The following is a 25,731-nucleotide window of genomic DNA, read 5'->3' as shown; positions in this document are numbered from 1 at the left end:
TCCGCAGACGCGCCCCTGCGCGGCACGGACGCGCCGGTTCAGGCGCGCTTGCGCTCGAAGGCGAGATTGAGCCGCGTCTGCGAAACGAGTTCGTAACCGCTGCGCGTCAGCAGCCCGACGAGGTCGCTCTGCCAGCGCTGGCGCGAATCCTCGATGATGATGAAGCTCGGCCAGAGCGCCTCCGGCGCATCGCGCAGGAAAGGCTCGAGAATGATGTCCTCGGCGCCCTCGACATCGAGCTTGATCGCGTCGATCCGCTCATAGCCCTCGCCCTGGACCAGAGCGAGCAGGGTCATCGCCGGCACCTTCAGCGCGGTTCCCGCGCTCGAATTGATGATACGGACGCTCGACTCGCCGCGATTGGCCTGATCGATGAACAGGGTCAGCTCGCCCGGCTTGTCGGCCAGAGCGCAGGCCACCGCCTTGATCGTGCCGAACGGGTTCTGCGCGATGTTGAAAGCGAGCCGCGCGAAAATATCCGGCTGCGGCTCGACCGCGAGGATGCGCGCGCCGCGCCCCGCCTGCGCCGCCACGAACAAGGAATAGGCGCCGACATTCGCGCCGACATCGATGAAGGTGAAGCCTTCGCGCAGCCGCGCCGTCAGCATCTCGCGCTCCGACACGTCGAAACTCTGCGGCGTGAACAGCACGCGCTTCTCGCAGATATTGCCGTTCGGATGGAGCCGCATCCTGGCGCCGAGCGCCTCGATGTCGACCGGGGTACCGTCGAGCGCGCGCACGGCGATGCTGCGCAGCGCAAGGGCGAGCTTGCGCCCCAGGAAGCTGTTGGTGGTCGCGCGTGTCCAGGCGATGATGCGTGCGACGAAGGCTTTCGGGGCAAAGGCGCCGTAAGGCCGCTCCTCGCCAGCGGATTGATCGATCATGGTGGCCATCGGGCCAGCCTGATACACCTCGCGGCGCCGGGACGCCAGTCGTCAGGATACACAATCGCCTGACGTCACCGCGCGTCGGCGAAACGCGAATGGATCTCGCCGAACAGGGGCGCGATCTCGATGAAGACATCGACGAGCCGGGGATCGAACTGCCGCCCACGTTCGCTCAGGATCACGGCGACCGCCTCGTCATGCGTCATCGCCGCCTTGTAGACCCGCTCCGTGACAAGAGCGTCGTAGACGTCGGCAATCGCCATCAGCCGCCCCGCCAGCGGAATGGCCTGGCCGGCAAGACCTTGCGGATAGCCGGCCCCGTCCCAGCGCTCATGATGCGTATAGGCGATTTCCTTGGCGAGCCGGAGAAAGGAGCTCGATCCGCCCAGATGGCGCTCGGCATTGGCGATGGCGACACGTCCGAGCTCGGCATGGGTTTGCATCACGGCCCGCTCTTCCTCGTCGAGCTTTCCGGGCTTCAGCAGGATGCTGTCGGGAATGCCGACCTTGCCGATGTCGTGCAGCGGAGCCGACTTGAACAGCAGGTCCAGGGCCGCGTCGTCCAGTTCCTCGGAGAAGAGGCCTCGCTCCCGGGCGCCCTCCGCAAGCGCTCGCAGATAATGCTGGGTGCGGCGGACATGATTGGCCGTCTCGTTGTCGCGCGTCTCCGCGAGCGACGCCATGGCCAGGATGATGGCATCCTTCGCCCGCTCCGCTTCCTCCAGCGCGGCCGAGAGCGAATTCACCAGCGCGATGTTCGTCATGGCGACGGCCGCGCTGTTGGCGATCCGCCTCAGGGCCCGGATCACCTCGGGCTGGGGACGATGACGGCGGGCCCAGTAGGCACCGATCGCGGCGACCGGGTCGTCCTGCCTCACCGGCACCATGACCAGGCTGCGCACGAAGGTCGGACGATAGGCGGCATGGGGAACGCGGTCGTCCGCGTAGATGTCCTCGATGACGACGATCTCGCCGTGCCGCATGGCCCAGCCGGAAATGCAGGCCTCCATCGGAAAACGCTGGCCTTTCCAGAGCGGCGTAACGGCGTCCTCGTCGGCATAGTAGCAACGGCCGTTCTCACGCAGGACGAAGCTGATGCCGTCCGCGCCGGTCAGCCCCCGCGCGTTGCGGCGCACCACGGCCATGACCTCGTCGAGGCCGCGGGCCATTGCGAGATCGACGACCAAGGCATCGAGCGCGCTGAGCGTCGGGTCGGGAGTATCGGCGGCCAGGCTGGAAACAGACGCTTGCATGTGTCCAAAGGGAAGCGAGCCGGTCGAATCGAGGGTGCGGCGACGAATTGCCTCAAAAAAGTTACAATCCCGCAAATCCCGAAGCAACAATCATTCGCGCGCCACGAACCTTACGGCATCACGGAAGCTGCATGCCCGCACCCGCATGCCTCCCGCATTCAACCGGCTTGCGCCTCCCACCAAACGCAATAGATATGGGGGGAGGAGTTTTCCGCGCGCGATGACATTCGAAGACACCATCGGCCGCTCGCGTTCGCGCGAGCCCGCCATCAAAATTCATGGCCCCGAAGCCTTCGCGGCCATGCACAAGGCCGGGCGCCTGACGGCGGAGGGGCTCGACATGCTCGGCTCTTATGTCAAGCCGGGCGTCACCACCCAGCGCCTCGACGATCTCGCCTTCCAGTTCGCCATGGACAACGGCGCCTACCCGGCAACCTTGTTCTATCGCGGCTACACCAAGTCGATCTGCACCTCGATCAACCACGTCGTCTGCCACGGCATTCCCGACGACAAGCCGCTGCGCGAAGGCGACATCCTCAACATCGACTACACGCTGATCGTCGATGGCTGGCACGGCGATTCGAGCCGCATGTACGGCGTCGGCGAGATCTCGCGGAAGGCCGAGCGGCTGATCGAGATCACTTATGAGAGCTTGCTGCGCGGCATCAAGGCCGTGCGCGCCGGCGCCACGACCGGCGACATCGGCTTCGCCATCCAGCGCTATGCCGAGGCCGAGCGCTGCTCGGTGGTGCGTGACTTCTGCGGCCACGGCATCGGCCAGCTCTTCCATGACGCGCCGAACATCCTGCATTACGGCAGCCCCGGCGAAGGCATCGAGCTCAAGCCGGGCATGGTCTTCACCATCGAGCCGATGATCAATCTCGGCAAACCGGGGGTGAAGGTGCTTTCGGATGGCTGGACTGCGGTGACGCGCGACCGCTCGCTCTCCGCCCAGTTCGAGCATCAGATCGGCGTCACCGAGACGGGCTGCGAGATCTTCACGCTCTCGCCGGCCGGCCTCGACAATCCGCTCGCCGCAAAATGAGCGCCGGCGTCGGCAAGGGACCACGCAAGGCACCCTCGCCTGACGTCTTTGCCGAAGCCCCTGCCCCGCAAGCGCCGGCGCCGCATTATCACGGCCACCGCGAGCGGCTGCGCGCCCGCTTCCAGGAAGGCGGGGCCGACGCGCTGCCCGATTATGAGCTGCTGGAGCTGCTGCTGTTTCGTTCCATCCCGCAGCGCGACATCAAGCCGCTCGCCAAGGAGCTGATCCAGCGCTTCGGCTCCTTCGCCGAGGTGCTGGCCGCGCCGGCCTCGCGTCTCACCGAGGTGAAGGGCGTCGGCGAGGGCGTGGCGCTCGATCTCAAGATCGTCGAAGCCGCGCTGAAGCGCATGGCCAAGGGCGCGGTCTCCAAGCGGCCCGTCCTGTCCTCCTGGTCCTCGGTGCTCGATTATTGCCGCATGGCGATGGCCTTCGCGGAACGCGAGCAGTTCCGCATCCTCTTCCTCGACAAGAAGAACGCACTGATCGCCGACGAGGTGCAGCAGACCGGCACGGTCGATCACACGCCGGTCTATCCGCGCGAGGTCATGCGCCGGGCGCTGGAACTCTCGGCTTCGGCGATCATCCTCGTGCACAACCACCCGTCCGGGGACCCGACGCCCTCGGGGGCCGACATGCGGATGACGCGCGAGCTCGTCGATATCGCCAAGCCACTCGGCATCGCCATCCACGACCACATCATCGTCGGCCGCGACGGCCATGCGAGCTTCCGCAGCCTCGGCCTGATCTGAGCCGCACACCACCTCCACGGGAGGCAGAGCACATGTCGCAGCTGACAGTGAAACGTGTCTACGATTCGCCGGCCCCCAGCGATGGCATGCGAATCCTGGTCGATCGGTTGTGGCCGCGCGGCATCGCCAAGGACAGGATCGACCTCTGGCTCAAGGAGATCGCGCCCAGCGACACCTTGCGGCACGAATTCCACGGCCACCCCGACCGCTGGGATGAGTTTCGCGCAGCCTATGCTGCCGAACTCGGCACAGCGCCGGCGCAGGCGGCCGTTGCCACGCTGGACGAGAAGCTGAAGGAAGGCCCGGTGACCTTGCTTTACGCTGCGAAGGACGAGCATCGGAACAATGCCGAAGCCTTGAGGCTCTGGCTGCAGGAACGATCCATTTCGACTAAAACCGCCTAGAAGCGCCCTCGCCGCGAGGCTTGGCGGCAGAAGTGCCCGCCGTCGGCGCGATTTCATCTTCGCGTATTTCCGCTCGGTTGCGCGAACACCTCACGCAATCTTGCTCATGAATTAGGCAGACCCGACCAATTGGCGGCCTCTCCCCCCTCTTCCCGAACGCCAGCGAATGCGCATAGGCTGGCCGAAAAGGGGAAGAGGGCAGCATGGTCGCATTCGATGAAATGACCGGCTCGGGCACGGAGCTGCGGCCCGCCTACGAAGCTCTCGACCGCTGGCTGAAGGAGGCCCCGCCGGAAACCCTCGCCTTGAGGCGTAGCCAGGCCGAACTGTTCTTCCGCCGCATCGGCATTACCTTCGCCGTCTATGGCGACGCCGAATCGACCGAACGGCTGATCCCCTTCGACATCATCCCGCGCGTCCTGACCAAGCCGGAATGGACCAAGCTGGAGAAGGGCCTGCGCCAGCGTGTCACCGCGCTCAACATGTTCCTTGCCGATGTCTACGGGCCGAAGGAATGCCTGAAGGCCGGCATCATTCCGCCGGATCTGGTCTACCGGAACGCCTGCTACCAACTCGAAATGGTCGATTTCAAGGTGCCTCACGGCATCTACTGCCACGTCGCAGGCATCGATGTGGTGCGGGTCGACGCGGATACCTTCTACGTCCTCGAGGACAATGCGCGCACGCCCTCCGGCGTCTCCTACATGATGGAGAACCGGGAGGTGATGCTCAGGCTCTTCCCCGAGCTCTTCGCCACGCATCGCGTCGCGCCGGTCGATAATTATCCGGACCAGTTGCTGGCGACGCTGCGCTCGGTCGCACCGCGCAGCGCCCCCTCCGACCCGACGATCTGCCTCCTGACGCCCGGCCAGTACAATTCGGCCTTCTACGAGCACTCCTTCCTCGCCGACAAGCTCGGCGTCGAGCTGGTCGAGGGCTCGGACCTGCTGGTCAAGGACGACGTCGTCTACATGCGCACGACGCAGGGGCCGAAGCGCGTCGACGTGATCTACCGGCGTATCGACGACGATTTCATCGATCCGCTCGTCTTCCGCAGCGACTCGATTCTGGGCGTGCCGGGCATCATCGGCGCCTACAAGGCCGGCAACGTCACGCTGGCCAACGCGGTGGGTACCGGCGTCGCCGACGACAAGGCGGTCTACAGCTACATGCCGGAGATCGTGAAGTTCTTCACCGGCGAGGAGCCGATCCTGAAGAACGTCCCGACCTTCCGCTGCCGCGAGCCGGAAGCCAACGCCTACGTCCTCGACAATCTCGAGAAGCTCGTCGTCAAGGAGGTCAACGGCTCCGGCGGTTACGGGATGCTCGTCGGCCCGCACGCCAACAAGGCGCAGATCGAGACATTCCGGCGCAAGCTCAAGGCCCAGCCCGAGGGCTTCATCGCGCAGCCGACGCTGGCGCTCTCGACCTGCCCGACCTTCGTTGCCTCGGGCGTGGCGCCGCGCCATGTCGACCTGCGTCCCTATGTGCTTTCCGGCGCCAACGGCATCTCCTGCGTGCCCGGCGGGCTGACCCGCGTCGCACTCAAGGAAGGCTCGCTCGTCGTCAATTCGAGCCAGGGCGGCGGCACCAAGGACACCTGGGTGCTCGACGCATGACGGACGCAGCCTCACGCCACGCCATCATGTCCCCGCAACCGACTGCCCTGCTGCGGAAAGGCTCTCGCTGATCATGCTTTCGCGTACTGCCGACAGCCTCTACTGGGTTTCCCGCTATGTCGAGCGGGCCGAATATCTCGCCCGCATCCTCGACGCGACCACCCGCCTCACCAACCTGCCCTCGACCTATGGCGGCGCCGGCACGGAATGGCAGAGCGCGGTCTTGACCGCCGGCTGCGAGGACACCTTCGCCCGGGCCTATGGCGAAGCGAACGAGCGCAATGTCTGCGATTTCCTGACCTTCAATCCCGACAACCCCTCCTCGATCCGCAACTGCCTCGCCCAGGCGCGCTCCAATGCGCGAGCGGTGCGCACGGCGCTGACCTCGGAGATGTGGGATGCGCTGAACGGCGCCTGGCTGGAACTGCAGCGCTTCGAGAAGAAGCGCATGGATCGCGAGGAATTCGCCCGCTTTCTCGACTGGGTGAAGAACGTCTCGCTGGTCTTCGATGGCTCGGCCTACCGCACCATGCTGCGCGACGACAGCTACTGGTTCTCGCGGCTGGGCGTCTATATCGAGCGCGCCGACAACACCGCTCGTATCCTCGACGTGAAGTACCATATGCTGCTGCCGGCCAACGAACAGGTCGGCGGCTCGCTCGACTACTTCCAGTGGACGACAGTGCTGCGCGAGGTTTCCGCGCTGACTGCTTATCACTGGGTCTATCGCGAGGCGGTGAAGCCGATCCTGATCGCCGATCTGCTTATCCTGAACCGCCGCATGCCCCGCTCGCTCGCCGCCTGCTACGAGAACATCTCGCGCTTCCTCGACCATCTCGGCGACGCCTATGGCCGGCAGGGCGCGGCCCAGCGCCAGGCGCGCAAGACGCTGGCGGGCCTCAGCAACACCCGGATCGACGATGTCTTCGATCATGGGCTGCACGAGTTCATCGAGGAGTTCATCACGGAGAACAATCGCCTCGGCAACACCATTTTCGAGCAGTATCTGCAATGAAAGGCTTGCTCGCGTTCAGGCTCGCCGCAAAAACGCGGCTGCGGTAACCCGCTCGGATTGGATCATGCGGATCAGGATTTCCCACACGATCAGCTACGACTACGCCGAGCCGGCGCGCCACATCACGCAGATCCTGCGCCTGACGCCGCGCGACCATGACGGCCAGCATGTGATGTCCTGGCGCATCGAGCCGAGCGTCGACGGCCGTTTGCGCGCGACGCAGGATGCGCACGGCAACATCGTCCATAGCTTCTACGCCGAAGGCCCGATCTCTTCGCTCGGCATTCGCATTGACGGGTTGATCGAGACGATCGATCTCGCCGGTGTGGTTCGCGGCGGCCTCGAACGGGTTCCCTGCGATGTCTATCGACGCGAGACCTTGCTGACCGGACAGGACGAAGCGCTCCGCAGCTTTGCGGACGAGGTGACGGCGGGCGCCGCCACGCCGCTGTCGCAGATGCATGCTCTCATGGCTGCCGTCGGCGACAGGATGAATTGCATCGATGCCAGCGGCCGCAGCGGCGTCGGCGCGATCGCGGCCTTTGCCGAGCAGGAGGCGATCGCGCAGGATATTGCCCATGTCTTCATGGCCTGCGCCCGGCATCTCGGCATGCCCGCCCGCTACGTCTCGGGCTATGTCGCGCACTCAGACGGCCTGCCACACGGCAATGGCGCCCATGCCTGGGCGGAGGTTCATCTGGACGACTATGGCTGGATCGGGTTCGACTGCGCCAACGGCCTGTGCCCGATCGATACGCATGTTCGCGTGGCAGTGGGGCTCGACTTCGCCGATGCTGCGCCGGTCCGCGGCTCGCGTCAGGGCGGCGAGGGCGAAAACCTCAACGTGCTCGTCAGCGCCCGCGAGGCCGAGGGCCGTTTCGCCAACCAGTGATCGCGCCTCCCCGGGAGTGCCGCAGATGCAAGGACAAGCCCCGTGACCTACTGCGCCGGAATCCTCGTGCAGGATGGCCTCGTCATGATCGCCGATACCCGCACCAATGCGGGGCTCGACGACATCTCGACCTTCCGCAAGCTCCACGTGTTCTCGTGGCCGGGCGACCGGAACTTCGGTCTGATGACCGCCGGCAACCTCTCGATCACCCAGTCGGTCGTGAGCTTCCTGCACGAAGGCCTGCCCAATCCGGAAACCGGCGAGGTCGACACCCTGCAGAATGTGAGCTCGATGTTCCGGGCCGCGCAGCTCGTTGGGCGCTGCATTCGCCATATCCGCGAGATCGACGGCACCGCCCTGGAGGAAGCGCGGGTCAAGTTCGACATCTCAATGTTGTTCGGTGGCCAGATCAAGGGGCAGCCTATGCGGCTCTTCATGATTTATGGCGCCGGCAACTTCATCGAATGCGGTGTGGACGCGCCCTTCCTCCAGATCGGCGAGCACAAATACGGCAAGCCGATTCTGGACCGTGCCGTGACCTTCAAGACGCATCTCTACGATGCCCTCAAGGTCGGATTGATCTCGATGGATTCGACGATGCGTTCCAATCTCGGCGTCGGCTTGCCGATCGACCTGCTCGTCATGCGGCGCGATGCCGACGATCTCGAACTCAACCGGCGGATCGAGGCTGGGGAGCCCTATTTCCACGACCTGCGCGAGCGCTGGTCCGCCGCCTTGCGGGCGGCCCACATGGCGATCCCGCGCCCGCCTTACCTCCCCTCCGAATCCTGATGCTATCGAACTGCAACGGGATATCAATAATTTCGGCTTTAGATCGCGCCAACGACCTGCCTTGGATAACGAATGCTGCAACCGTTTGCCGCGAAGATGACGAATGCGGGGGCCTCCGCTCGTATGTTCGCGAGCACGGTGGTGACTCTCGGCTGCGCGTTCCTGCTCCTGATGGCAGCCGGCATCGGCGTCGTCATCGCGATCACCCGCGAGGCCAATCGTCTCGAAGTGCAACGCCAGGCGGAACGGATCGAGGCCGCCTTCAACGCCCAGATCAAGGCCAATGAACTGCGCCTGCAGGGCCTGACCGCGACCGGCGAGCTGCCGGATGCCTTGGAGGGGGATGATCCCAAGCCCGCGCTTCAGGCGGCCTTCAAACGCCTGCGCGGTCAGTTCGCCGATTTCGACGGGGCCTATATCGCGTCCGCGCGCGGCATCGTGCTGGCCGGCATCGAGACGGACACGCAGCTGGGCCGGGCGGGTGCGGAAGGGCTGCGCCATCTCGAGATGTTGCTGCACGGTGCGAAAAAATCTCCGGTTTCCGCCGCCGTCGGCGAGGAGATCCTTCCACAGTTCGGAGCCACGCGTTCGACGATTGTCCGGGACGGGGACGAAACCCTGATGCTGACGGTCGTCGACCTTTCACGCGTCATGCCGTTCAACGCCGCGAGCACGCCGGAAGCGCTCTTCCTGCTTGCCTACCGGCACATATCGACAGGCCTGCTGGCTGAGCTCTCCAACCGCTATCGCATTGCCGACATCCGCCTGGTCGCCGCGCAGCCTAGCGACGCGCTTAACGGGTTGGCATTGCGGGCTCCCGACGGGGCGGTCTCCGGCTGGCTGAGCTGGACACCGGCTCGCCCCGGCGACGTCATGCTGCACCGGTTCCTCTGGGCCCTGATCGCAGTGGCATTGCTGTTTTCGGCGATCTTCATTTTCGTCGTTCAGCGCCTGCGCGCAGCCGCCGGGCAGATCGAACTGCGCGAGCGCCAGATCCAGCGTCTCGCCGGCCAGGACGAGCTCTCGCTCCTGCCGAACCGGCGCAGCTTCGACCTGACTCTCGACCAGACCCTCGCCGATATGCAGCAGGACGGCCAAAGCCTTGCGGTGATGCTGATCGACCTCGATCGCTTCAAGGCGGTCAACGACACCTATGGCCATACTGCGGGCGACGAGCTGATCCGGCAGGTCGCCACGCGGCTCGCAAGCGCCACACCGGCCGAAGGCACGGTCGCGCGCATCGGGGGTGACGAGTTCGGCATCATTCAGACGCAGGCCACGCCCGCCCGCTGCACCGCGCTGGCGGAACGCATCCTTGCGCGCCTTACCGAGCCCTTCCTCGTCATGGGCATCGAGGTCACGATCGGCTGCTCGATCGGCATCGCGATGGGCCCGCGCGACGGCAAGGACCGCGAGATGCTGCTGAAGCTGGCAGATACGGCGCTCTACCAGTCCAAGAACAACGGCCGGAATCGGTTTGCTTTCTTCGAAACGCAGATGAACCGGTCGCTGCAGCTCAAGCGGATGGTCGAGGATGATCTGCGCCGCGCCATCGAGAATGACGAGCTGACGCTGCACTACCAGCCGCAGGTCTCGGTCGACGGCTCCACCATCGTCGGGGTCGAGGCGCTGGTGCGCTGGCCGCACCCGGTGCATGGCATGATCCCGCCATCGGACTTCATCGCCATCGCCGAGGAACGTGGCCTGATCGTGCCGCTGAGCGAATGGGTGCTGCGGCGCGCCTGCACGGAAGCCAGGCGCTGGTCGGGCGTCCGGCTCGCCGTCAACGTCTCGCCGATCCAGTTCCGCCACAAGGACTTCGTCGCCAACGTCATCCGCATCATCGAGGAGACCGATTTCGATCCGGCACAGCTGGAGCTCGAGCTCACCGAAGGCGTGCTGATCGAGGATGCCGATGCGGCCGAGACCGCGATGATGGATATCCGCGCTCATGGCGTCGGCCTGGCGCTCGACGATTTCGGCACCGGCTATTCGAGCTTGATCTATCTGCGGCGCTTCGCCTTCGACAAGATCAAGATCGACCGCTCCTTCCTCGAATACATGGAAGCGACCGGCGAATCCGCGATTCTGGTTCACTCCATGGCGCATCTCGGCCGCGCACTTGGCCTGCGCGTCTGTGCTGAAGGCGTCGAGACGGCCGAGCAGCATCGCTTCCTGCAGGCAATCGGCTGCCATGAGCTCCAGGGCTTCCTGTTCTCGAAGGCTGTGCCCGCCAACGAAATCGACCGGCTGCTGGATCTCAACAACCCTTTTGCTGAAGTCCTCGTTGCCGCCTGAAATCCGTCTTCAGAACAGCAGCTCGTGGATGCCGCTGAAGATCGCGTAGGCGAAACCGGCGCTGAGCAGCAGCCCCGCCGCACCGAAGACCGCCCCGATGATGATCAGCACCCCGTCGCGCTCGACGAGGCCGAGTCCGACCAGACAGACGGCGAGGCCGAGCGGTATCTGGCCGATGAACGGCGCTGCGACGATCAGACCCAGCGCCAGGACCAGTATCAGAAGTCCCAGTATCGGGACCGCGTAGGGGCTGCCCAGCATCGTCAGGCGCGGCTTGGAGAAGCGTTCGAGCCGGACCAGCGCTGGAAGCGCCCGCTGCACAGCGCGATTGAGCTCGGGCTTGCCGATGCTGCGGGTAAGCAGCGCCTGCGGAAGCCACGGCATCCGCCGGCCCATCAGCATCTGCAGGGCAATGAAGGCGAGGACCAGACCGCAGACCAACGGGATCGGCGGCGGCATCGGAAGGCAGTTCGGCAGGCCGAGCAGCACGACGAGCAGGGCGTAGGCCCGGTCCTGAAGTGCGGCGACGATCGTACCGACCGCAATCCGTTCCCCGGGCAGTCCGGCGAGAGCCGTGAGAAGTCCGGAGGTGCGCAGGGAAGATGACAAGGGAACAAAGGCCGTGCCGAAGCGGAAGCGCCCGCCTAGCATGGCCGACCGCCGCCCAACAAGCACGCCCCGCGCAGGCGTTCAATGCCCGGCGCTCAAGGCCACCCCAAGGGCGGCCTGCTCAGTGCAGCGTCAGCACGCCGTTCAGGTTGCGGATTTCGGCCGGCCGGATCAGGCGTGAATGCGCGACGGTGACCGAATGAAGCGGTCCATCGAGCTCGCGCCGCCAGAAGGCGAGAAATTCCTGAAGCACCGGAAAGCGAGGCGCCAGGTCGTATTGCTGCCAGATATAGGTCTGCAGGACGTGGAGGTGATCCGGCATACGATAGAGGATCGTCGCCGTTGTCAGCCCGTAGCCTTCCAGCTGCTTGATGAAGTCTGCCGAGACCATCGCCACCTCCTCTCCTGAAACGGAATGAAAGCTTTGCCGGATATGTCGAGGCTGCTCCCGGTTGGTTAACAAACCCTTGCAATTTTAATGCCAACCTGCTGCAATCTCAACCGGTACGTGGGTCGGCGCCCGCGACATCGCGTTATCGGGGGGTGTGCGTGGCGTATGGCTGGGGCAAGGCCAAGCGGGCCGGGCTGGTGCTTGTCGTGACAGCCGCTCCTGTCGATCTGCCTTGTGCGGAGGAGGCCTCGGAAGAGCGTTCCCCCGTCTCGGTGGTGATATTCGGCTCGATGGAAGCAGGGCCGACAAAAACCTTCGCATCGGTCGGCACGAAACGGGCGCTCGGCGGCGGGCTTGCCGAAAGTGGCTTCAGGCTCTTCCTCAAAGCCGGGGGCTCGCAGGAACAGACGCGGCGCCAGCCACCGCATGGCACCACCTACAAGGCCGAGTCACAGGCGCTGCTGGGCTATGAATGGCGCATTGGCGACAGCTTTTTCGCGCTTTATGCCGGCTCCGACGTCGAAAGCGAGCAGAGCGTCGAAACCTTCGGTCCATCGATGATCACGACGCGCTACGGCGCGCGGCTCCAGGCCGATCTCTGGGCAATGCCTGCCGATGGCATGATGCTGCAGGCCAATGCCTATGTTTCCTCGGTCAATCATCGGCTCTGGGGGCGGCTTGCACCCGGCTGGCAGATGCCGACCGGGTTCTATGTCGGCCCCGAAGTCGAGGCCTATCGCGAGCAAGACTATCGCAAGCTGCGGCTCGGGCTTCACCTCACGGGCCTGCGATTCCTCAATCTGGAATGGCGCCTGTCCGGCGGCTGGCAGAGAACAAGCGACCGGCCTTCGAACGCCTATGGCTCGCTGAGCCTGCACTGGCTCCTTTGACGCTCAGCCCTGCAGCGCCCGCAACGCCTCCGGCGTATCGACGTCGATCGCGATCGCCGGATCTTCGAAGGCGACCTCGACCACCCGCTCGCCGGCTTCGTCGAGCAGCCGCCGCGCCCCGCGATCGCCCGTGAGCAACGACACTGCCGGGAAGACCTCTCGCGCCAGCAGCACCGGGTTGCCCCGCTGCCCGAACAGCGTGGGCACGACGGCGAGCGCCTCCGGCCGCGCTCCATGCGCGTCGATCAGCCGCTCGATCACATTCGGGGTCACGTTCGGCATGTCGCCGAGCGAGACCACCGCCCCCCGCACCTCGCCGGGCAGGGCCGCGATCCCGGTTTTCAAGGAGCTCGCCAGGCCCGAGGCATAATCGGGGTTGTGCACGACCCGGACGGGCAGATCCGCAAGGGCAGCCGCGACGGCACCCTGCTCGTGACCGGTAATGACGAGGACCGGAGACAGGCCGGCTTCGAGCTGCGCCTCCACTGCGTGACGCAGGATCGGCTTGCCGCGCAGCGGCTGAAGCAGCTTGTTGCTTGCCCCCATGCGCGCCGACTGCCCGGCGGCGAGCACGATTCCGGCAATCGAGCCGGCTTCGCCATGCCCGGGCGCGCGCGGCTGCGGCCGCGAGACGATCTCCATCAGCAGCCCGCCGACGCCCATCCGCTGGACGTCCGACCGTCCGACCCGGATGCCGGCGAGGCTGCGCTGCAGCACCCAGTCGAAGCTGTTTTCCTTGGGCGAGCGAGCACAGCCGGGCGCCCCTATCACCGGCTTGCCTTCGAGCCTGCCGAGCATCAACAGATTGCCGGGGTCGACCGGCATGCCGAGATGCTCGACCTCGCCGCCGGCTTCCACCAGAGCCTGCGGAATGACGTCGCGCCGGTCGGTGATGGCCGAGGCGCCGAACACCACGATGATGTCGGCATTTCCCTTCGCCTGCTCGGCAATGGCCTCGGCGAGCGGCCGCGGCTGATGCGGCACGCGCTTGTCGGCCGCCAGAACGGCCTGTGCCGGCGCCAGACGCTCCTCCATGATCCGCAAGGTTTTGTCGACGACGCTCGGCTTGAGGCCCGGCAACAGGGTCGAGATCACCGCCACCCGCGATGGACGATAGGGTGCGACCGCGATGGCCGGCCCGGCCCCGAGCGCCGCCAGCGCCTGCTGCATCTGGGTCTCGGCAACCGCGTAGGGAATGATCTTGACCGTCGCAACGAGCTCGCCCGCCACCACTGCCTTGAGGGCCGGCAGTGTCGCGACCGTGATCGCCTCATCCACCGCGTTGAAGGCATCGATGGCGGCCACGTCGATCTTGAGAACGCCCGCCGCGGCGGCGAACATGTTGACCCGGCCGGTGAAGGGCAGCTCGGCGGTAATCGCCTCGCCGGTCATCTGTGCGGCCAGGCGCTCGGCAGCTGCGTTCTCGCCGATATCGCCAGGCTCCAGACGTACCGCGACGATCTCGCGGACACCGGCTTCCTGGAGCCGCGCCGCCATCTCCGCCTTGATCGTGGCGCCCTTCTTCACCGTCGCCCCGCCGGCGCGAATCGTATGCGCCGCAATGCAGCCGACAGCCTCGGCGATGGGGACGGGCCCGAACCTCATCTGCTGCGCCTTTCAGGCCGGCTTGCGGCGCGGGCCGCGCAAAGTCGAGACGATCTCCGCGAGGATCGCGAGCGCGATCTCCGCCGGCGAAACCGCCCCGATATCGAGCCCGATCGGCGCGCGGATGCGCTCGATCGCGGCAGAATCGAAGCCCGCCGCGGTCAGGCGCTCGACACGCTTGCCATGGGTCTTCCGGCTGCCGAGCGCGCCGACATAGAAGCAGTCCGAACGCAGCGCCGCTTCCAGGCCGGGATCGTCGATCTTCGGATCATGCGTCAGGGCGACGAAGGCGGTGTAGCTGTCGAGGCCGATCCGGCCGATGGCCTCATCCGGCCATTCCGCCAGCAATTCGGTCTCCGGAAACCGCTCGGGCGTCGCGAAGGCGGTGCGGGGGTCGATGATGACGAGGTCGAGGTCGAGCGTCTTCGCCATCGGCGCCATCGCCTGCGAGATATGAACGGCGCCCGTCACCACGATCCGCGGATGCGGGGCCTGCACGGTGAGGAAGTACTGGACACCCTCGACCTCGACCATGCCGCTCTTGCCCATGCGCAGCTGCCGTTCCAGCGGCTCGGCCAGCGGATCGCCGGTAATCGCCGCCTGCCTGACGAGCCGCTGCGCACCACTGGCTATGTCGGTGACGAGCACGGTGGCGCGGCGTGCCTGGCGCTCGGCATTGAGCGCCGCGAGGAGTGAGAGATCCACGGGCTCAGCCCCTGTCCACCGCGAGTTTCAGCCCCAGCCCGATCATCAGCGAGCCGCCGATCCAGCGTCCGAAGGCGAACCCCGCCTTGGTCTTCTTCATCGCGCCCACAACGAAGGAGGCGCCGAAGACAGTGACGAGATCGGCCGAGGAGAAGGCAAAATTGACGATCGTGCCGAGGATCAGGAACTGTACCCAGACCGGCAGCGAGGCGGCGGGATCGACGAACTGCGGCAGGAGCGCGATGAAGAACAGCGCGACCTTCGGGTTCAGGATCTCGACGATGAAGGAATCGAGCAGGGCGCGCTTCACCGTCTTCGGAGGTGCGACAGGCTGATCGGGCGCGCCCATCCGCGAGCGGATCATGCCGATGCCGATCCAGACCAGATAGATCGCTCCGGCGATCTTCACCGCCATGTAGAGTTCCGGCACATGCTTGAACACGGCGGAGAGGCCGAAGGCGGCGGCGAAGACGTGGACATAGCAGCCGAGATGGATTCCGAGCATCGCCATCAGGCCAGCCTTGCGGCCATGGCTGATCGTCTGGGCAGCGGTGTAGAGCAGCGCCGGCCCCGGAAAATAGGCGACAAGGATCGTCACCGTCGCGAAGGCGATCAGCGTTTCCCAGGAGGCCATCTCAGTTCACCTTCTCGACATAGACCTTGATGCGGCCGCCGCAGGAGAGGCCGACCTTCCAGGCCGCCTCGTCGGCGACACCGAATTCCAGCATGCGCGCCTTGCCGTCGGCAATCACGTCGGCGGCTTCGGCCACCACCGCGCCTTCGACACAGCCGCCGGAGACCGATCCGAGGAAATTGCCCTCGCCGTCGATGACGAGATGCGAGCCGACCGGGCGCGGCGCCGAGCCCCAGGTCTCGACCACCGTGGCGATCGCCACATGCCGGCCACCGCGGCTCCACTCCTCGGCAGCGCGCAGGATGTCGGTGTCGGTGCTGATCATCGCCGGGCCTTTCGCGGATGACGCGGAAACGAGATGCGATCTTATGCGCCAATGGCCGGTTCGCGTCGAGCGAACCCAGCACGGTCGTTATGCTCAGCCGATATATGTGCTAGCGCTCTGCCAAGTTCAAAGCCCTTCCCGCTCCGATCCGAGGAAATCCATGGCCGCGACCGGCCAAGACGGCGTCGTCCTGCTGCACGGCATACTGCGCCGCGCAACCTCCATGAAGCTGCTCGAACAGGCCCTCACGGCGGCGGGCTATCGCGTCCTCAATCTCGATTACCCCTCGCGCCGGCAGGATCTGTCCGAGATCGTGGAAGGGCTTCGCGACCCGATCGCGGCCTTCGAGGCCGCGCTGACCGGGCATCTCCACTTCGTCACCCATTCGATGGGCGGGCTCGTCGCCCGCGCCTATCTCAACCGTTTCCCCCCGGAGCGGCTTGGCCGCGTGGTCATGCTCGCCCCGCCGAACGAGGGCAGCGAGATCGCCGACCTGCTGCAGCGGAACTGGCTATATCAGAGCGCCTTCGGCCCGGCAGGCGGGCAGCTCGCGACGCAGCGCAGCGAAGAGCTGTGCCGTCTGCTCGGAGCGGTGGATTACCCGCTCGGCGTCATCGCCGGTGATCGCTCGCTCTATGTCTTCGCGTCGCTGGTGCTGCCCGGCCCCAATGACGGGCGCGTCTCGGTCGAGCGCACCCGCGTCGCCGGCATGAGCGACCACATCGTCCTGCCGACGAGCCATCCCCTGATCATGCGCGATCCGGAAGCCATGGCCCAGACCATCCACTTCCTGCAGCACGGCCGCTTCAGGCGCTGATCCTCGGCATCTGCGCCCGTTTCAACCACAGGCGCGGATCGTTCTCGCGCCCCACCTCCCGCGAAAGCGCCGTGCAGAGATCCGCCATGGCAGCGAGATTGTGGATCGGCCGGAAGCTGTCGACATGCGGCAGCATCGCCCGGATGCCGCTCGCCCGCGCAGCGAAGGCGTCGTAACGCAGCAGCGGGTTGAGCCAGATCAGTTGCCGGCAGGAACGGTGCAGCCGGTCCATTTCGAAGGCGAGGCTGTCGTCGAGATGGCGCTCGAGCCCGTCCGTGAAGAGCAGCACCACCGCCCCGCCCGCCAGCACGCGCCGCGACCAGACGCGGTTGAACTCGTGCAGTGCCGCGGAGATGCGGGTGCCACCCTCCCAATCCGGCGCCGCCCTCCCGGCAAGCGCCAGCGCCTCGTCCGGATCGCGCGCCTTCAGCATCCGGGTGACGTTGGTCAGCCGGGTGCCGAAGACGAAGGAATGCACGCGCCGGCGCTTCTCGGTCAGCGCATGCAGGAAATGCAGGAAGATGCGCGAATACTCCGCCATCGAGCCGGAGATATCGACCAGCGCCACGATCGGCGGATGCATCTCGCGCCGCTCACGGAAGGCCAGGTCGATCGAGCCGCCGCCTCCCCTGAGCGATTGCCGGAGCGTCCGGCGCAGATCGATCGTCCGTCCATGCGCCAGGGGCCTGAACCGCCGCGTCGGCACGCTGTCGTCCGGCAGCCTCAATTCGGCCATGAGCTGCTTGGCGCGGGCGATTTCCGCCGCGGTCATCTGCGCGAAGTCGCGCGATTTCAGCATCTCGCGATCCGAGACCGTCAGCCGCGCCGTAAGCTCCGTCAGCTCAACCGGCGGCTCATCCTCGCGGGCAGGCGGCGAGAAGGCCTCGGCCACGCGCAACGCCCCCGCCTCGGCCTTCTGCGGCTGGCGCTCGGCCCCGGGCGAAACCGGCGACATCTGCGCCATGATCTTCTCGATCAGGTTGCGGCGGCGCCAGAACAGCCGGAACGCCTGATCGTAGATCGGGCTGTCCTCATGCTTCTTCACGAAGATCGCGTGGAGGGCCCAGTAGACATCGTCGCGGTCGCCCAATGCACCATCGCCCAAGGCCTCGACCGCCTCGACCACCGCCCCGGACCCGACCGGCAGCCCGGCCGCGCGCAAGGCTCGCGCAAAATAGGCAACGTTCTCGGAGAGCTTCCCGGTCATGGGGGACAGCACATAGCTCAACCCTCCTCCTGAGGAGCGGGCACCGCCCGCGTCTGGAAGGATGTTCCAGTTCGCTCTGAAGCATCCTTCGAGACGCCGCTGCGCGGCTCCTGAGGATGATGGCCGAGGTTGATCATACCGGCTTCGTCTCCGTCATGAACACCTTCTGGACAACCTGCCAGCGGCTCTCGATCTTCAGCAGCGAGAGCAGATCGGTGAAGTAGCGCGGCGGCATCTGGCATTTGACCTTGACCAGCGCCAGCGTCGGCCCGACGAGATCGATGGTCAGGATATGGTCGTCGCGCTGCAGCCCCGCGGCGTGGGGCGAAGGCCGGTTCCGAACGAGATCGAGCCATTGATCGCGCGGGACGATGTGGATCGTGCCGTCCTCGCGGGCGGTGGTGAGCGCGCTTGTCGGATGAAATACATGCGCGAGCTTTTCCGCATCCCCCTCATAGAGCCCATCGAGATAAGTCCGCACCGTCGCTTCAACGGCCTTGATGTCTGCGTTCACGACATCCCTCCTCACGCTGCTCCGCCGATGTCGCTTGTTGTCGCGAGTTGAAGACTAGCGACCCACCTCGGCCTTGGCCTGATCCAGCAACTCCTTCACCTTGGAGCTCTGCATCGCCTGGATATCGTCCTGGTACTTCAGCAGCGCGCCCAGCGTGTCGGAGACGATGGCCGGATCGAGCGCAACGGCGTCGAGCTCGACCAGCGCCGTCGCCCAGTCCAGCGTCTCGGCCACACCCGGCGCCTTGAACAGCTCCTCCTTGCGGATCGCCTGCACGAAGCCGACGACCTGCTTCGAGAGCTTGGCAGGCGCGTCCGGCACCTTTGCCTTGAGGATGGCGAGTTCGCGCGCCGCGTCGGGATACCCGACCCAGTGATAGAGGCAGCGCCGCTTCAGCGCGTCGTGGATCTCGCGCGTGCGGTTCGAGGTCAGGATCACGATCGGCGGTTCGGCAGCCTTCACCGTGCCGAACTCCGGGATCGTCACCTGCGCATCAGCCAGCACTTCGAGCAGGAAAGCCTCGAAGGCCTCGTCGGTGCGGTCGAGCTCGTCGATCAGCAGGATCGGCGCACCGCCGTCCTGCGGTTCGAGCGCCTGCAGCAGCGGCCGCTTCACCAGATATTTCTCGGAGAAGATATCGCCTTCCAGCCGTTCGCGATCCTCGGCAACGCCGCCGGCCTCGGCGAGCCGGATCGCCATCATCTGCCCGGAATAGTTCCACTCGTAGACGGCGGAGGCGAGGTCGAGCCCCTCATAGCATTGCAGCCGGATGAGCCGCCGGCCCAGGCCAGCGGCGAGCACCTTCGCGATCTCGGTCTTGCCGGTGCCGGCCTCCCCTTCGAGCAGCAGCGGCCGCTTCATCCGGAGCGCCAGAAACAGCACTGTCGCCAGCGCGCGGTCGGCGACATAGCCCTGCGACTGCAGCAGGGCGAGCGTGGCGTCGATGGAGGCGGGAATGCGGGAAGCGTTCAGCATGACCGATTTTCTATCGCGGCGGGCAGGATGAAGGAAGGCGCGGAACGCACGGCCATGCTGCTGACATGGCAGAGCGGTAGAGAACTCCAGGCTCGATATGCCTGAACGACGGAGCGCAGATCATGACCACCGATCAGATCGCCAAGGACTTCGTTGCCCTGCTCAAGGAGGGCAAGCACCACGAGGCCGCCAACCGCTTCAACGCCGACGACATCGTCAGCTACGAGAACATGTCCGGCCCGATGGCCGTCTGCCGCGGCAAGGAAGCCGTCAGGCAGAAGGGCGAGTGGTGGGTCGCGAACCACGAGATGCACGATTTCAGCAGCGAAGGCCCCTATCTCAACGGCGACCAGTTCGCCGTCCGCTTCCATGTCGACGTCACCGTCAAGGAGACCGGCGAACGCCGCGTGATGGACGAGGTCGGTCTCTACACCGTCGCGAACGGCCGGATCGCCGAGGAACGTTTCTTCTACTGAAGCATCTCCGTAGATCGTCATTCTGGGGGCAGCGCGAAGCGCTGACCCGAGAATCTCCTGCCGGAAGAAGCACGCCTCGCCTTCACGAGATGCTCGGGTCGAGCCCGGGCATCACGGAGCATGTGCCGCCATGCCTCGGACAAACCCTCGGCCGTCAGCCCGCCTTCGCCGTCGCCTGCGCCACGGCTTGCTTGGCCATGGAGCCGATCAGGTGGGCGCGGTACTCGGGGTCGGCGTGAATGTCGCCGTTGATGCCGTCAGCCGTGTGCTTGAGCCCGTCGAGCGACTTCGGCGCAAAGCGCGTCTTGAGCGCCGCTTCCGCCTCCGGCCAGCGGAAGACGCCGCCCTCGCCCGCGCCCGTCACCGCGACGCGGATCTCGCTGCCGCGCTTGGCGACGAAAACGCCGACCATGGCATAGCGGGAGGCCGGATTGCGGAACTTGGCGTAGCCCGCCTTCGAGGCGAGCGGGAACGAGACCTTCGTGATGATCTCGCCCTCTTCCAACGCCGTCTCGTAGAGCCCGGTGAAGAACTCGTCGGCGGTCAGCTTGCGCTTGTTGGTGACGACTGTGGCGCCGAGCGCCAGCAGCGCCGCAGGATAGTCCGCCGCCGGGTCGTTGTTGGCGACCGAGCCGCCGATCGTGCCGCGATGGCGCACATGCGGGTCGCCGATATGGTCGGCGAGGAAGGCGAGCGCCGGAATGGCTTCCTGCACCTCAGCCGAGGCAGCGACCTCGGCATGGGTCGTCATCGCGCCGATGACGAGGTTGCGGCCCTTGCGGGCGATGCCCTTGAGATCGGCGCAGCCGCCGAGATCGACGAGCGCGGTCGGCGAGGCCAGCCGCTGCTTCATCGTCGGCAGCAAGGTGTGGCCGCCGGCCAGCAGCTTGGCGTCCTCCTTCTTGGCAAGCAGCGTCGCCGCCTGCCGGGCGCTGGTGGGCTTGTGATAGGTGAAAGCGTACATTTGCTCTTCCTTTCAGCTCACTCGGCCGCCATGCGGCTGATCGACTTCTGCGCCGCGCGCCACACCGCCTGGGGTGTGGCCGGCATCGCGATGTCCTCATGGCCGAGCGCGTCGGTGATGGCGTTGATGACGGCGGGGGGCGATGCGATGGCTCCGGCCTCGCCGCAGCCCTTGATGCCGAGCGGATTCGACGGGCATGGCGTCACCGTCATGCCGACATCGAAGGACGGCAAATCGTCTGCGCGCGGCATGCAGTAGTCCATGAAGCTCGCGGTCACGAGCTGGCCGTCGTCATTGTAGCGCGCGCCTTCCAGCAGCGCCTGGCCGACGCCTTGGGCGATGCCGCCATGGACCTGACCCTCGACGATCATCGGGTTGATGATGTTGCCGAAATCGTCGACCGCCGCCCAGCGATCGATCCGGGTCACACCCGTGTCCGGGTCGATCTCGACCTCGCAGATATGGACGCCGGCCGGGAAGGTGAAGTTGGTCGGGTCGTAGAACGCCCCCTCCTTCAGCCCCGGCTCCAGCTCCTGCCCGTTGAACTTGTGGGCGATATAGGCCTGCAGCGCGCAGGAGCCGAAATCGAGCTTCCGGTCGGTGCCCTTCACCGCGAAATGCCCGTCGGCAAAGTCGATATCGGCCTCATCCGCCTCCAGCACATGGGCGGCGACCTTCTTGCCCTTGGCGATGACCTTGTCGAGCGCCTTGAAGATCGCCGACATGCCGACGGCGCCCGAGCGCGAGCCATAGGTGCCCATACCCATCTGCACCTTGTCGGTGTCGCCATGGACGATCGAGACATTGTCGATCGGAATGCCGAGCCGGTCCGAGACGAGCTGGGCGAAGGTCGTCTCATGGCCCTGGCCATGGCTGTGCGAGCCGGTGAGCACCTCGACCGTCCCGACCGGATTGACCCTGACCTCCGCCGATTCCCACAGGCCGACGCCTGCGCCAAGCGAGCCCACCGCCGCCGAAGGCGCGATGCCGCAGGCCTCGATATAGGATGAGAAGCCGATGCCGCGCAGCTTGCCGTTGCGGGCGGAGTCGCGCTTGCGCTTGCCCAGCCCCTTGTAGTCGATCATCTCCAGCGCCTTCTTCAGCGAGGCGCTGTAGTTGCCGGTGTCGTACATCATGATGACCGGCGTCTGATGCGGGAACTTCTTGATGTAGTTCTGCAGCCGGAACTTGGCCGGATCCTTGCCGAGCTGGCGCGCCGTGACCTCGACCAGCCGCTCGACCACGAAGGTCGCCTCCGGTCGCCCGGCGCCGCGATAGGCATCGACCGGGGCGGTGTTGGTGTAGACCGCGTCGACCTCGCAATAGATCGCCGGGATGTCGTACTGGCCCGAGAGCAGCGGGGCGTAGAGATAGGTCGGCACCGAGGAGGAGAAGGTCGAAAGATAGGCGCCGAGATTGGCCGTGGTGTGCACCCTCATGCCGAGGATCCTGCCCTCCGCGTCGGTCGCGAGTTCCGCGTGGGTGACGTGGTCTCGGCCATGTGCGTCGGAAAGGAAGGCCTCCGTCCGGTCCGCCGTCCACTTCACCGGCCGCCCGACCTTCTTCGCCGCCCAGACGCAGACGGTCTCCTCGGCATAAATGAAGATCTTCGAGCCGAAGCCGCCGCCGACATCCGGCGCGATCACGCGCAACTTGTTCTCCGGCGCGATGCCGATAAAGGCAGAGAGCACGAGCCGCGCCACATGCGGGTTCTGGCTGGTCGTATAGAGTGTGAAGACGCCGTCTCCGGCGTCGTAATCGCCGACGGCAGCGCGCGGCTCCATCGCGTTCGGCACCAGCCGATTGTTGACGAGGTCGAGCTTCGTGACGTGCTTGGCCGCCTTGAACGCCTTCTCGGTCGCGTCCTTGTCGCCGAGATGCCAGTTGAACACGCTGTTGTCGGGCGCCTCGTCATGGACAACCGTCTTGGCGCCGATGGCCGTGGCGGTGTCGACCACCGCCGGCAGCTCCTGGTAATCGACCACGATCGCCTCTGCCGCGTCGCGCGCCTGCGCCAGGGTCTCGGCAACCACCACGGCGAGATGGTCGCCGACATAGCGCACCTTGCCCTGCGCCAGCGCCGGGTGCGGACCGGCACGCATCGGCGAGCCGTCCTTGTTGTGGATCATCCAGCCGCAGATCAACCCGCCGATCTTGTCGGCGGCGAGATCGGCACCGGTGAAGATGCCAAGCACGCCCGGCATCGCCGCGGCTGCCTTGGTGTCGATCGCCCCGATCTTGGCATGGGCATGGGGCGAGCGCAGGAAGTAGGCATGAGCCTGCCCCGGACGGTTGACGTCGTCGGTATAGCGGCCCTGGCCGGTGATGAAGCGGTGATCTTCCTTGCGGCGGACTGCGGCGCCGATTCCGGTAACGGACATGGTGTTCCCTCCTCGCACAGCGCCTCTTTCGGACGCCTCACTGCTGGAACGCATGAAGGATGAAAACCCGCGCCACGGGGCGCAGGCGGGTGCCTCACTCGGCAGCCTGGCGCACCGGCGCCGCGCTCTTGCCCATCGCCTCCGCACCGGCGGCGATCGCCTTGACGATGTTATGGTAGCCCGTGCAGCGGCAGATGTTGCCTTCGAGATCCTCGCGGATCGTCTTCTCGTCGAGCTCGTGGCCGCGTCGGTTCACCATGTCGACGGCGGCCATGATCATGCCGGGCGTGCAGAAGCCGCATTGCAGGCCGTGATGCTCGCGGAACGCCTCCTGCATCGGGTGCAGGGTGGCGCCATCGGCCAGCCCCTCGATGGTGGTCACGTTCGCACCGTCGACCGAGACGGCCAGCGTGGTGCAGGATTTGACGGCCTTGCCGTCGAGATGCACGACGCAGGCGCCGCACTGGCTGGTGTCGCAACCGACATGGGTGCCGGTCAGTCTCAGATCTTCGCGAAGAAGCTGCACCAACAGCGTGCGCGGGTCGACATTGGCGGTGACGGCTTTGCCGTTCACCGTCAGCGAAACAGTGGTCATGAGCACATCTCCTGTGACCCGTCTCTGATGCCCGCCCACCCCCTCCCTGGGTCTGGGTCAGGCTGAGCGCTTCCGGCAGCTTCGCCCCATCGGGCAGCTTTTCCTTGGAACAGCTCAAAAACGAATGTGGACCCACGATTTTGCCGGGTCAAGCGGCAGGTACTTTCAGTGTGCTATGCATTTTGCGCCGAATTAGGACGGTTTTCGTCTTGCTCGGACGCTGACCGGAAATCGTGAGCCAGCTTGCAGCGTTGGTGCTTTTTTAAGGGTATTGCCACAACATCGGCGCTCGTGGCCGCCATCCCGGCCGCGAACGAGGGTCGCCGCGTGCCCGTGTTGATGGAACAGATTCAACGCCGGCTGCTGGCGATCGGCTACGGCGAGAAGCAGCGCACACGTCTGCGCCTCTACCGCCCTTTGGTCGACGACGTGATCGACCAGTTGGTTGCAGCCGATTTCGAGCGCGCCTTTTCCATCCACAGCGAGCTTCGCAACAGCGTCGCCCCCGTATCGGAGACGCTCTACCCAGCCTCCGCCGCGCATTTCCGCCTGTTGTTCGAAGGCGATTACGACGAGAACTACGTCACTTCGGCCGAGCGGCTCTGTCTGCTCGAGAGGGAAGCCCGCGTTCGCGCCAGGGCTCGCTCCTCGATCGCTTTCTCGCTGTTCCGCGAGCTCTGCCTCGAGAGCCGCCGCCGCTCGCTGTTCACACCGCGGCAATTCGCCGAGGATCTTTTCGTGATCGAACGGGTGCTGACCTACGACGTCAACACCGCGATGACGATGAACCGGGAGTACGAGGAAGCCGATGCACGGCGGCGGGCCTCCGCCATCGATCAGACCGCCGCGACCCTGCGATTCCGAATCGGCAACCTGGACAACACCATCAGCGAAGCGGTCGAGCAGTTCGTCTCCACGGCCACCGAAACCGGTCGCGCCACCGCCTTCATCAAGGATACGGTCGGCAAGGTCGCGAGCGCATCGGTGGTCGTCCGGGAAAAGTCGATCCAGACCGCCGCCGCCACGGAGGAGATGTCGGCCAACATCGCCGATATCGGCCAGCGCGCCCGGCAGAGCTTGTCGATCACGCATCAGGCCGTGCTCGATGCCGGGCAGATGAACGAGGCGATCGCCCGCTTGCGCGAAGTGACGGGCAATATCGGCAAGGTCGTCGGCATGATCGCCGACATCGCGGCGCAGACCAATCTGCTCGCCCTCAACGCCACGATCGAGGCGGCGCGCGCCGGGGAGTCCGGACGCGGCTTCTCCGTGGTCGCTTCCGAAGTAAAGTCACTGGCGACGCAGACCGCGAACGCCACGCAGGACATTGCCGGCCAGATCGCCGAGCTGACCGCCAGCGCCCAATCCTGCAGCGCACATGCTGCAGCCATCGCCGCCACGGTTGACGCGATCAGGCAGGATTCGGAGGCGATTTCGGAAGCCGTCTCCCAGCAGAGCCGGGTGACGGCGATGATCGCTCACGATGCCTCGCTGGTCGCCGGCAGTTCGGATGTCGCGATCGAGAGCGCCAACGCCGTCAACGACAGCCTCGACATGACGCAGGGCGCCCTGGAACGGGCAAACGCGGCCGCGGCGGACGTCGCCCTTCAGGTCGGCGCGGCCGAGACGGCGGTCTCCCAGGCGCTGGACGCTCTGCGCAAGGCCTCCTGAGGTCCGAGATAGATCGCC

At 65.9% G+C, this 25,731-nt stretch carries 26 protein-coding genes; 12 read left to right on the top strand and 14 right to left on the bottom strand.

Going from position 1 to position 25,731, the window contains the following annotated elements; genetic code table 11:
* Positions 1-38: 38 nt before the first annotated feature.
* Together AC1DNE_RS03450 and AC1DNE_RS03445 are read right to left on the bottom strand one after the other, a co-directional pair.
* The gene (locus AC1DNE_RS03450; RefSeq protein WP_441471687.1) at positions 39-893 is read right to left on the bottom strand and encodes an FkbM family methyltransferase; all 855 of its coding nucleotides are present in this window, start codon (positions 891-893) and stop codon (positions 39-41) included.
* Positions 894-958: 65 nt separating this feature from the next.
* Complete coding sequence (locus tag AC1DNE_RS03445; protein WP_441471686.1) at positions 959-2,140, bottom strand: HD-GYP domain-containing protein; 1,182 nt, start codon at positions 2,138-2,140, stop codon at positions 959-961.
* A gap of 220 nt (positions 2,141-2,360) precedes the next feature.
* Between AC1DNE_RS03445 and map the strand changes: the two genes are divergently transcribed.
* The 8 genes from map to AC1DNE_RS03405 all read left to right on the top strand — a co-directional run bounded on the left by map (position 2,361) and on the right by AC1DNE_RS03405 (position 10,954).
* Positions 2,361-3,185 (top strand): type I methionyl aminopeptidase, encoded by an 825-nt coding sequence (gene map, locus AC1DNE_RS03440; RefSeq protein WP_441471685.1) that lies wholly within the window; start codon positions 2,361-2,363, stop codon positions 3,183-3,185.
* Complete coding sequence (gene radC, locus AC1DNE_RS03435; RefSeq protein WP_441471684.1) at positions 3,182-3,934, top strand: RadC family protein; 753 nt, start codon at positions 3,182-3,184, stop codon at positions 3,932-3,934. The genes map and radC overlap by 4 nt, the downstream gene beginning before the upstream one ends.
* A 32-nt stretch (positions 3,935-3,966) precedes the next feature.
* The gene (locus AC1DNE_RS03430) at positions 3,967-4,338 is read left to right on the top strand and encodes a DUF488 domain-containing protein (RefSeq protein ID WP_441471683.1); all 372 of its coding nucleotides are present in this window, start codon (positions 3,967-3,969) and stop codon (positions 4,336-4,338) included.
* A gap of 203 nt (positions 4,339-4,541) precedes the next feature.
* The gene (locus AC1DNE_RS03425; RefSeq protein ID WP_441471682.1) at positions 4,542-5,957 is read left to right on the top strand and encodes a circularly permuted type 2 ATP-grasp protein; all 1,416 of its coding nucleotides are present in this window, start codon (positions 4,542-4,544) and stop codon (positions 5,955-5,957) included.
* A 73-nt stretch (positions 5,958-6,030) separates the two neighbouring features.
* A complete protein-coding gene (locus AC1DNE_RS03420; protein WP_441471681.1) occupies positions 6,031-6,972 on the top strand; it encodes an alpha-E domain-containing protein in 942 nt (313 codons plus the stop codon).
* Between the two features lie 64 nt (positions 6,973-7,036).
* On the top strand, positions 7,037-7,864 hold the full coding sequence (locus AC1DNE_RS03415; RefSeq protein ID WP_441471680.1) for a transglutaminase family protein: 828 nt from the start codon (positions 7,037-7,039) through the stop codon (positions 7,862-7,864).
* Between the two features lie 42 nt (positions 7,865-7,906).
* Entirely contained in the window at positions 7,907-8,656 is a 750-nt protein-coding gene (locus tag AC1DNE_RS03410) for a proteasome-type protease (protein ID WP_441471679.1), read from the top strand.
* A 72-nt stretch (positions 8,657-8,728) separates the two neighbouring features.
* Entirely contained in the window at positions 8,729-10,954 is a 2,226-nt protein-coding gene (locus AC1DNE_RS03405) for a putative bifunctional diguanylate cyclase/phosphodiesterase (RefSeq protein ID WP_476803943.1), read from the top strand.
* Positions 10,955-10,963: 9 nt separating this feature from the next.
* Here the strand turns inward: AC1DNE_RS03405 and AC1DNE_RS03400 are convergent, their stop codons facing one another.
* Together AC1DNE_RS03400 and AC1DNE_RS03395 are read right to left on the bottom strand one after the other, a co-directional pair.
* Positions 10,964-11,563 (bottom strand): exopolysaccharide biosynthesis protein, encoded by a 600-nt coding sequence (locus AC1DNE_RS03400; protein WP_441471806.1) that lies wholly within the window; start codon positions 11,561-11,563, stop codon positions 10,964-10,966.
* 121 nt (positions 11,564-11,684) lie between these two features.
* Positions 11,685-11,954, bottom strand: coding sequence for an usg protein (locus AC1DNE_RS03395; RefSeq protein WP_441471677.1), 270 nt, complete (start codon positions 11,952-11,954; stop codon positions 11,685-11,687).
* Between the two features lie 158 nt (positions 11,955-12,112).
* Between AC1DNE_RS03395 and bcsS the strand changes: the two genes are divergently transcribed.
* Positions 12,113-12,844, top strand: coding sequence for a cellulose biosynthesis protein BcsS (gene bcsS / locus AC1DNE_RS03390; protein ID WP_441471676.1), 732 nt, complete (start codon positions 12,113-12,115; stop codon positions 12,842-12,844).
* Between the two features lie 3 nt (positions 12,845-12,847).
* Here bcsS and AC1DNE_RS03385 read toward each other — a convergent pair whose 3' ends face one another.
* The 4 genes from AC1DNE_RS03385 to AC1DNE_RS03370 are packed head-to-tail and all read right to left on the bottom strand — an operon-like array spanning position 12,848 to position 16,113.
* On the bottom strand, positions 12,848-14,449 hold the full coding sequence (locus AC1DNE_RS03385) for an NTP transferase domain-containing protein (protein ID WP_441471675.1): 1,602 nt from the start codon (positions 14,447-14,449) through the stop codon (positions 12,848-12,850).
* 12 nt (positions 14,450-14,461) lie between these two features.
* Entirely contained in the window at positions 14,462-15,154 is a 693-nt protein-coding gene (locus AC1DNE_RS03380) for an XdhC family protein (protein WP_441471674.1), read from the bottom strand.
* 4 nt (positions 15,155-15,158) lie between these two features.
* Entirely contained in the window at positions 15,159-15,788 is a 630-nt protein-coding gene (locus AC1DNE_RS03375) for a LysE family translocator (RefSeq protein ID WP_441471673.1), read from the bottom strand.
* Between the two features lies 1 nt (position 15,789).
* A complete protein-coding gene (locus tag AC1DNE_RS03370; RefSeq protein ID WP_441471672.1) occupies positions 15,790-16,113 on the bottom strand; it encodes an XdhC family protein in 324 nt (107 codons plus the stop codon).
* A 160-nt stretch (positions 16,114-16,273) separates the two neighbouring features.
* On the opposite strand from AC1DNE_RS03370, the gene AC1DNE_RS03365 reads away from it, so the two are divergent.
* Entirely contained in the window at positions 16,274-16,930 is a 657-nt protein-coding gene (locus tag AC1DNE_RS03365) for an esterase/lipase family protein (RefSeq protein WP_441471671.1), read from the top strand.
* On the opposite strand, the gene AC1DNE_RS03360 is transcribed toward AC1DNE_RS03365, so the two are convergent.
* From AC1DNE_RS03360 to AC1DNE_RS03350, 3 genes are all read right to left on the bottom strand, one after another.
* The gene (locus AC1DNE_RS03360; protein ID WP_441471805.1) at positions 16,920-18,137 is read right to left on the bottom strand and encodes a vWA domain-containing protein; all 1,218 of its coding nucleotides are present in this window, start codon (positions 18,135-18,137) and stop codon (positions 16,920-16,922) included. The genes AC1DNE_RS03365 and AC1DNE_RS03360 overlap by 11 nt on opposite strands.
* Before the next feature lie 133 nt (positions 18,138-18,270).
* A complete protein-coding gene (locus AC1DNE_RS03355) occupies positions 18,271-18,651 on the bottom strand; it encodes a nuclear transport factor 2 family protein (RefSeq protein ID WP_441471670.1) in 381 nt (126 codons plus the stop codon).
* 54 nt (positions 18,652-18,705) lie between these two features.
* The gene (locus AC1DNE_RS03350) at positions 18,706-19,626 is read right to left on the bottom strand and encodes an AAA family ATPase (RefSeq protein WP_441471669.1); all 921 of its coding nucleotides are present in this window, start codon (positions 19,624-19,626) and stop codon (positions 18,706-18,708) included.
* A gap of 122 nt (positions 19,627-19,748) precedes the next feature.
* Between AC1DNE_RS03350 and AC1DNE_RS03345 the strand changes: the two genes are divergently transcribed.
* Positions 19,749-20,102 carry a SnoaL-like domain-containing protein gene (locus tag AC1DNE_RS03345; protein WP_441471668.1) on the top strand — a complete coding sequence of 118 codons (354 nt, stop codon included), beginning with the start codon at positions 19,749-19,751 and terminating at the stop codon, positions 20,100-20,102.
* Positions 20,103-20,256: 154 nt separating this feature from the next.
* Here AC1DNE_RS03345 and AC1DNE_RS03340 read toward each other — a convergent pair whose 3' ends face one another.
* From AC1DNE_RS03340 to AC1DNE_RS03330, 3 genes are all read right to left on the bottom strand, one after another.
* The gene (locus AC1DNE_RS03340) at positions 20,257-21,066 is read right to left on the bottom strand and encodes an FAD binding domain-containing protein (protein WP_441471667.1); all 810 of its coding nucleotides are present in this window, start codon (positions 21,064-21,066) and stop codon (positions 20,257-20,259) included.
* 17 nt (positions 21,067-21,083) lie between these two features.
* Entirely contained in the window at positions 21,084-23,447 is a 2,364-nt protein-coding gene (locus AC1DNE_RS03335; RefSeq protein ID WP_441471666.1) for a xanthine dehydrogenase family protein molybdopterin-binding subunit, read from the bottom strand.
* 94 nt (positions 23,448-23,541) lie between these two features.
* Positions 23,542-24,042, bottom strand: coding sequence for a (2Fe-2S)-binding protein (locus AC1DNE_RS03330; protein ID WP_441471665.1), 501 nt, complete (start codon positions 24,040-24,042; stop codon positions 23,542-23,544).
* A 327-nt stretch (positions 24,043-24,369) separates the two neighbouring features.
* Here AC1DNE_RS03330 and AC1DNE_RS03325 point away from each other — a divergent pair, with 327 nt between their 5' ends.
* Complete coding sequence (locus tag AC1DNE_RS03325) at positions 24,370-25,713, top strand: methyl-accepting chemotaxis protein (protein ID WP_476803942.1); 1,344 nt, start codon at positions 24,370-24,372, stop codon at positions 25,711-25,713.
* Positions 25,714-25,731: the final 18 nt, after the last annotated feature.

The organism is Allobosea sp. 05L423 (genome assembly GCF_056397745.1).
This window is presented reverse-complemented; position numbering and strand designations above follow the sequence as displayed.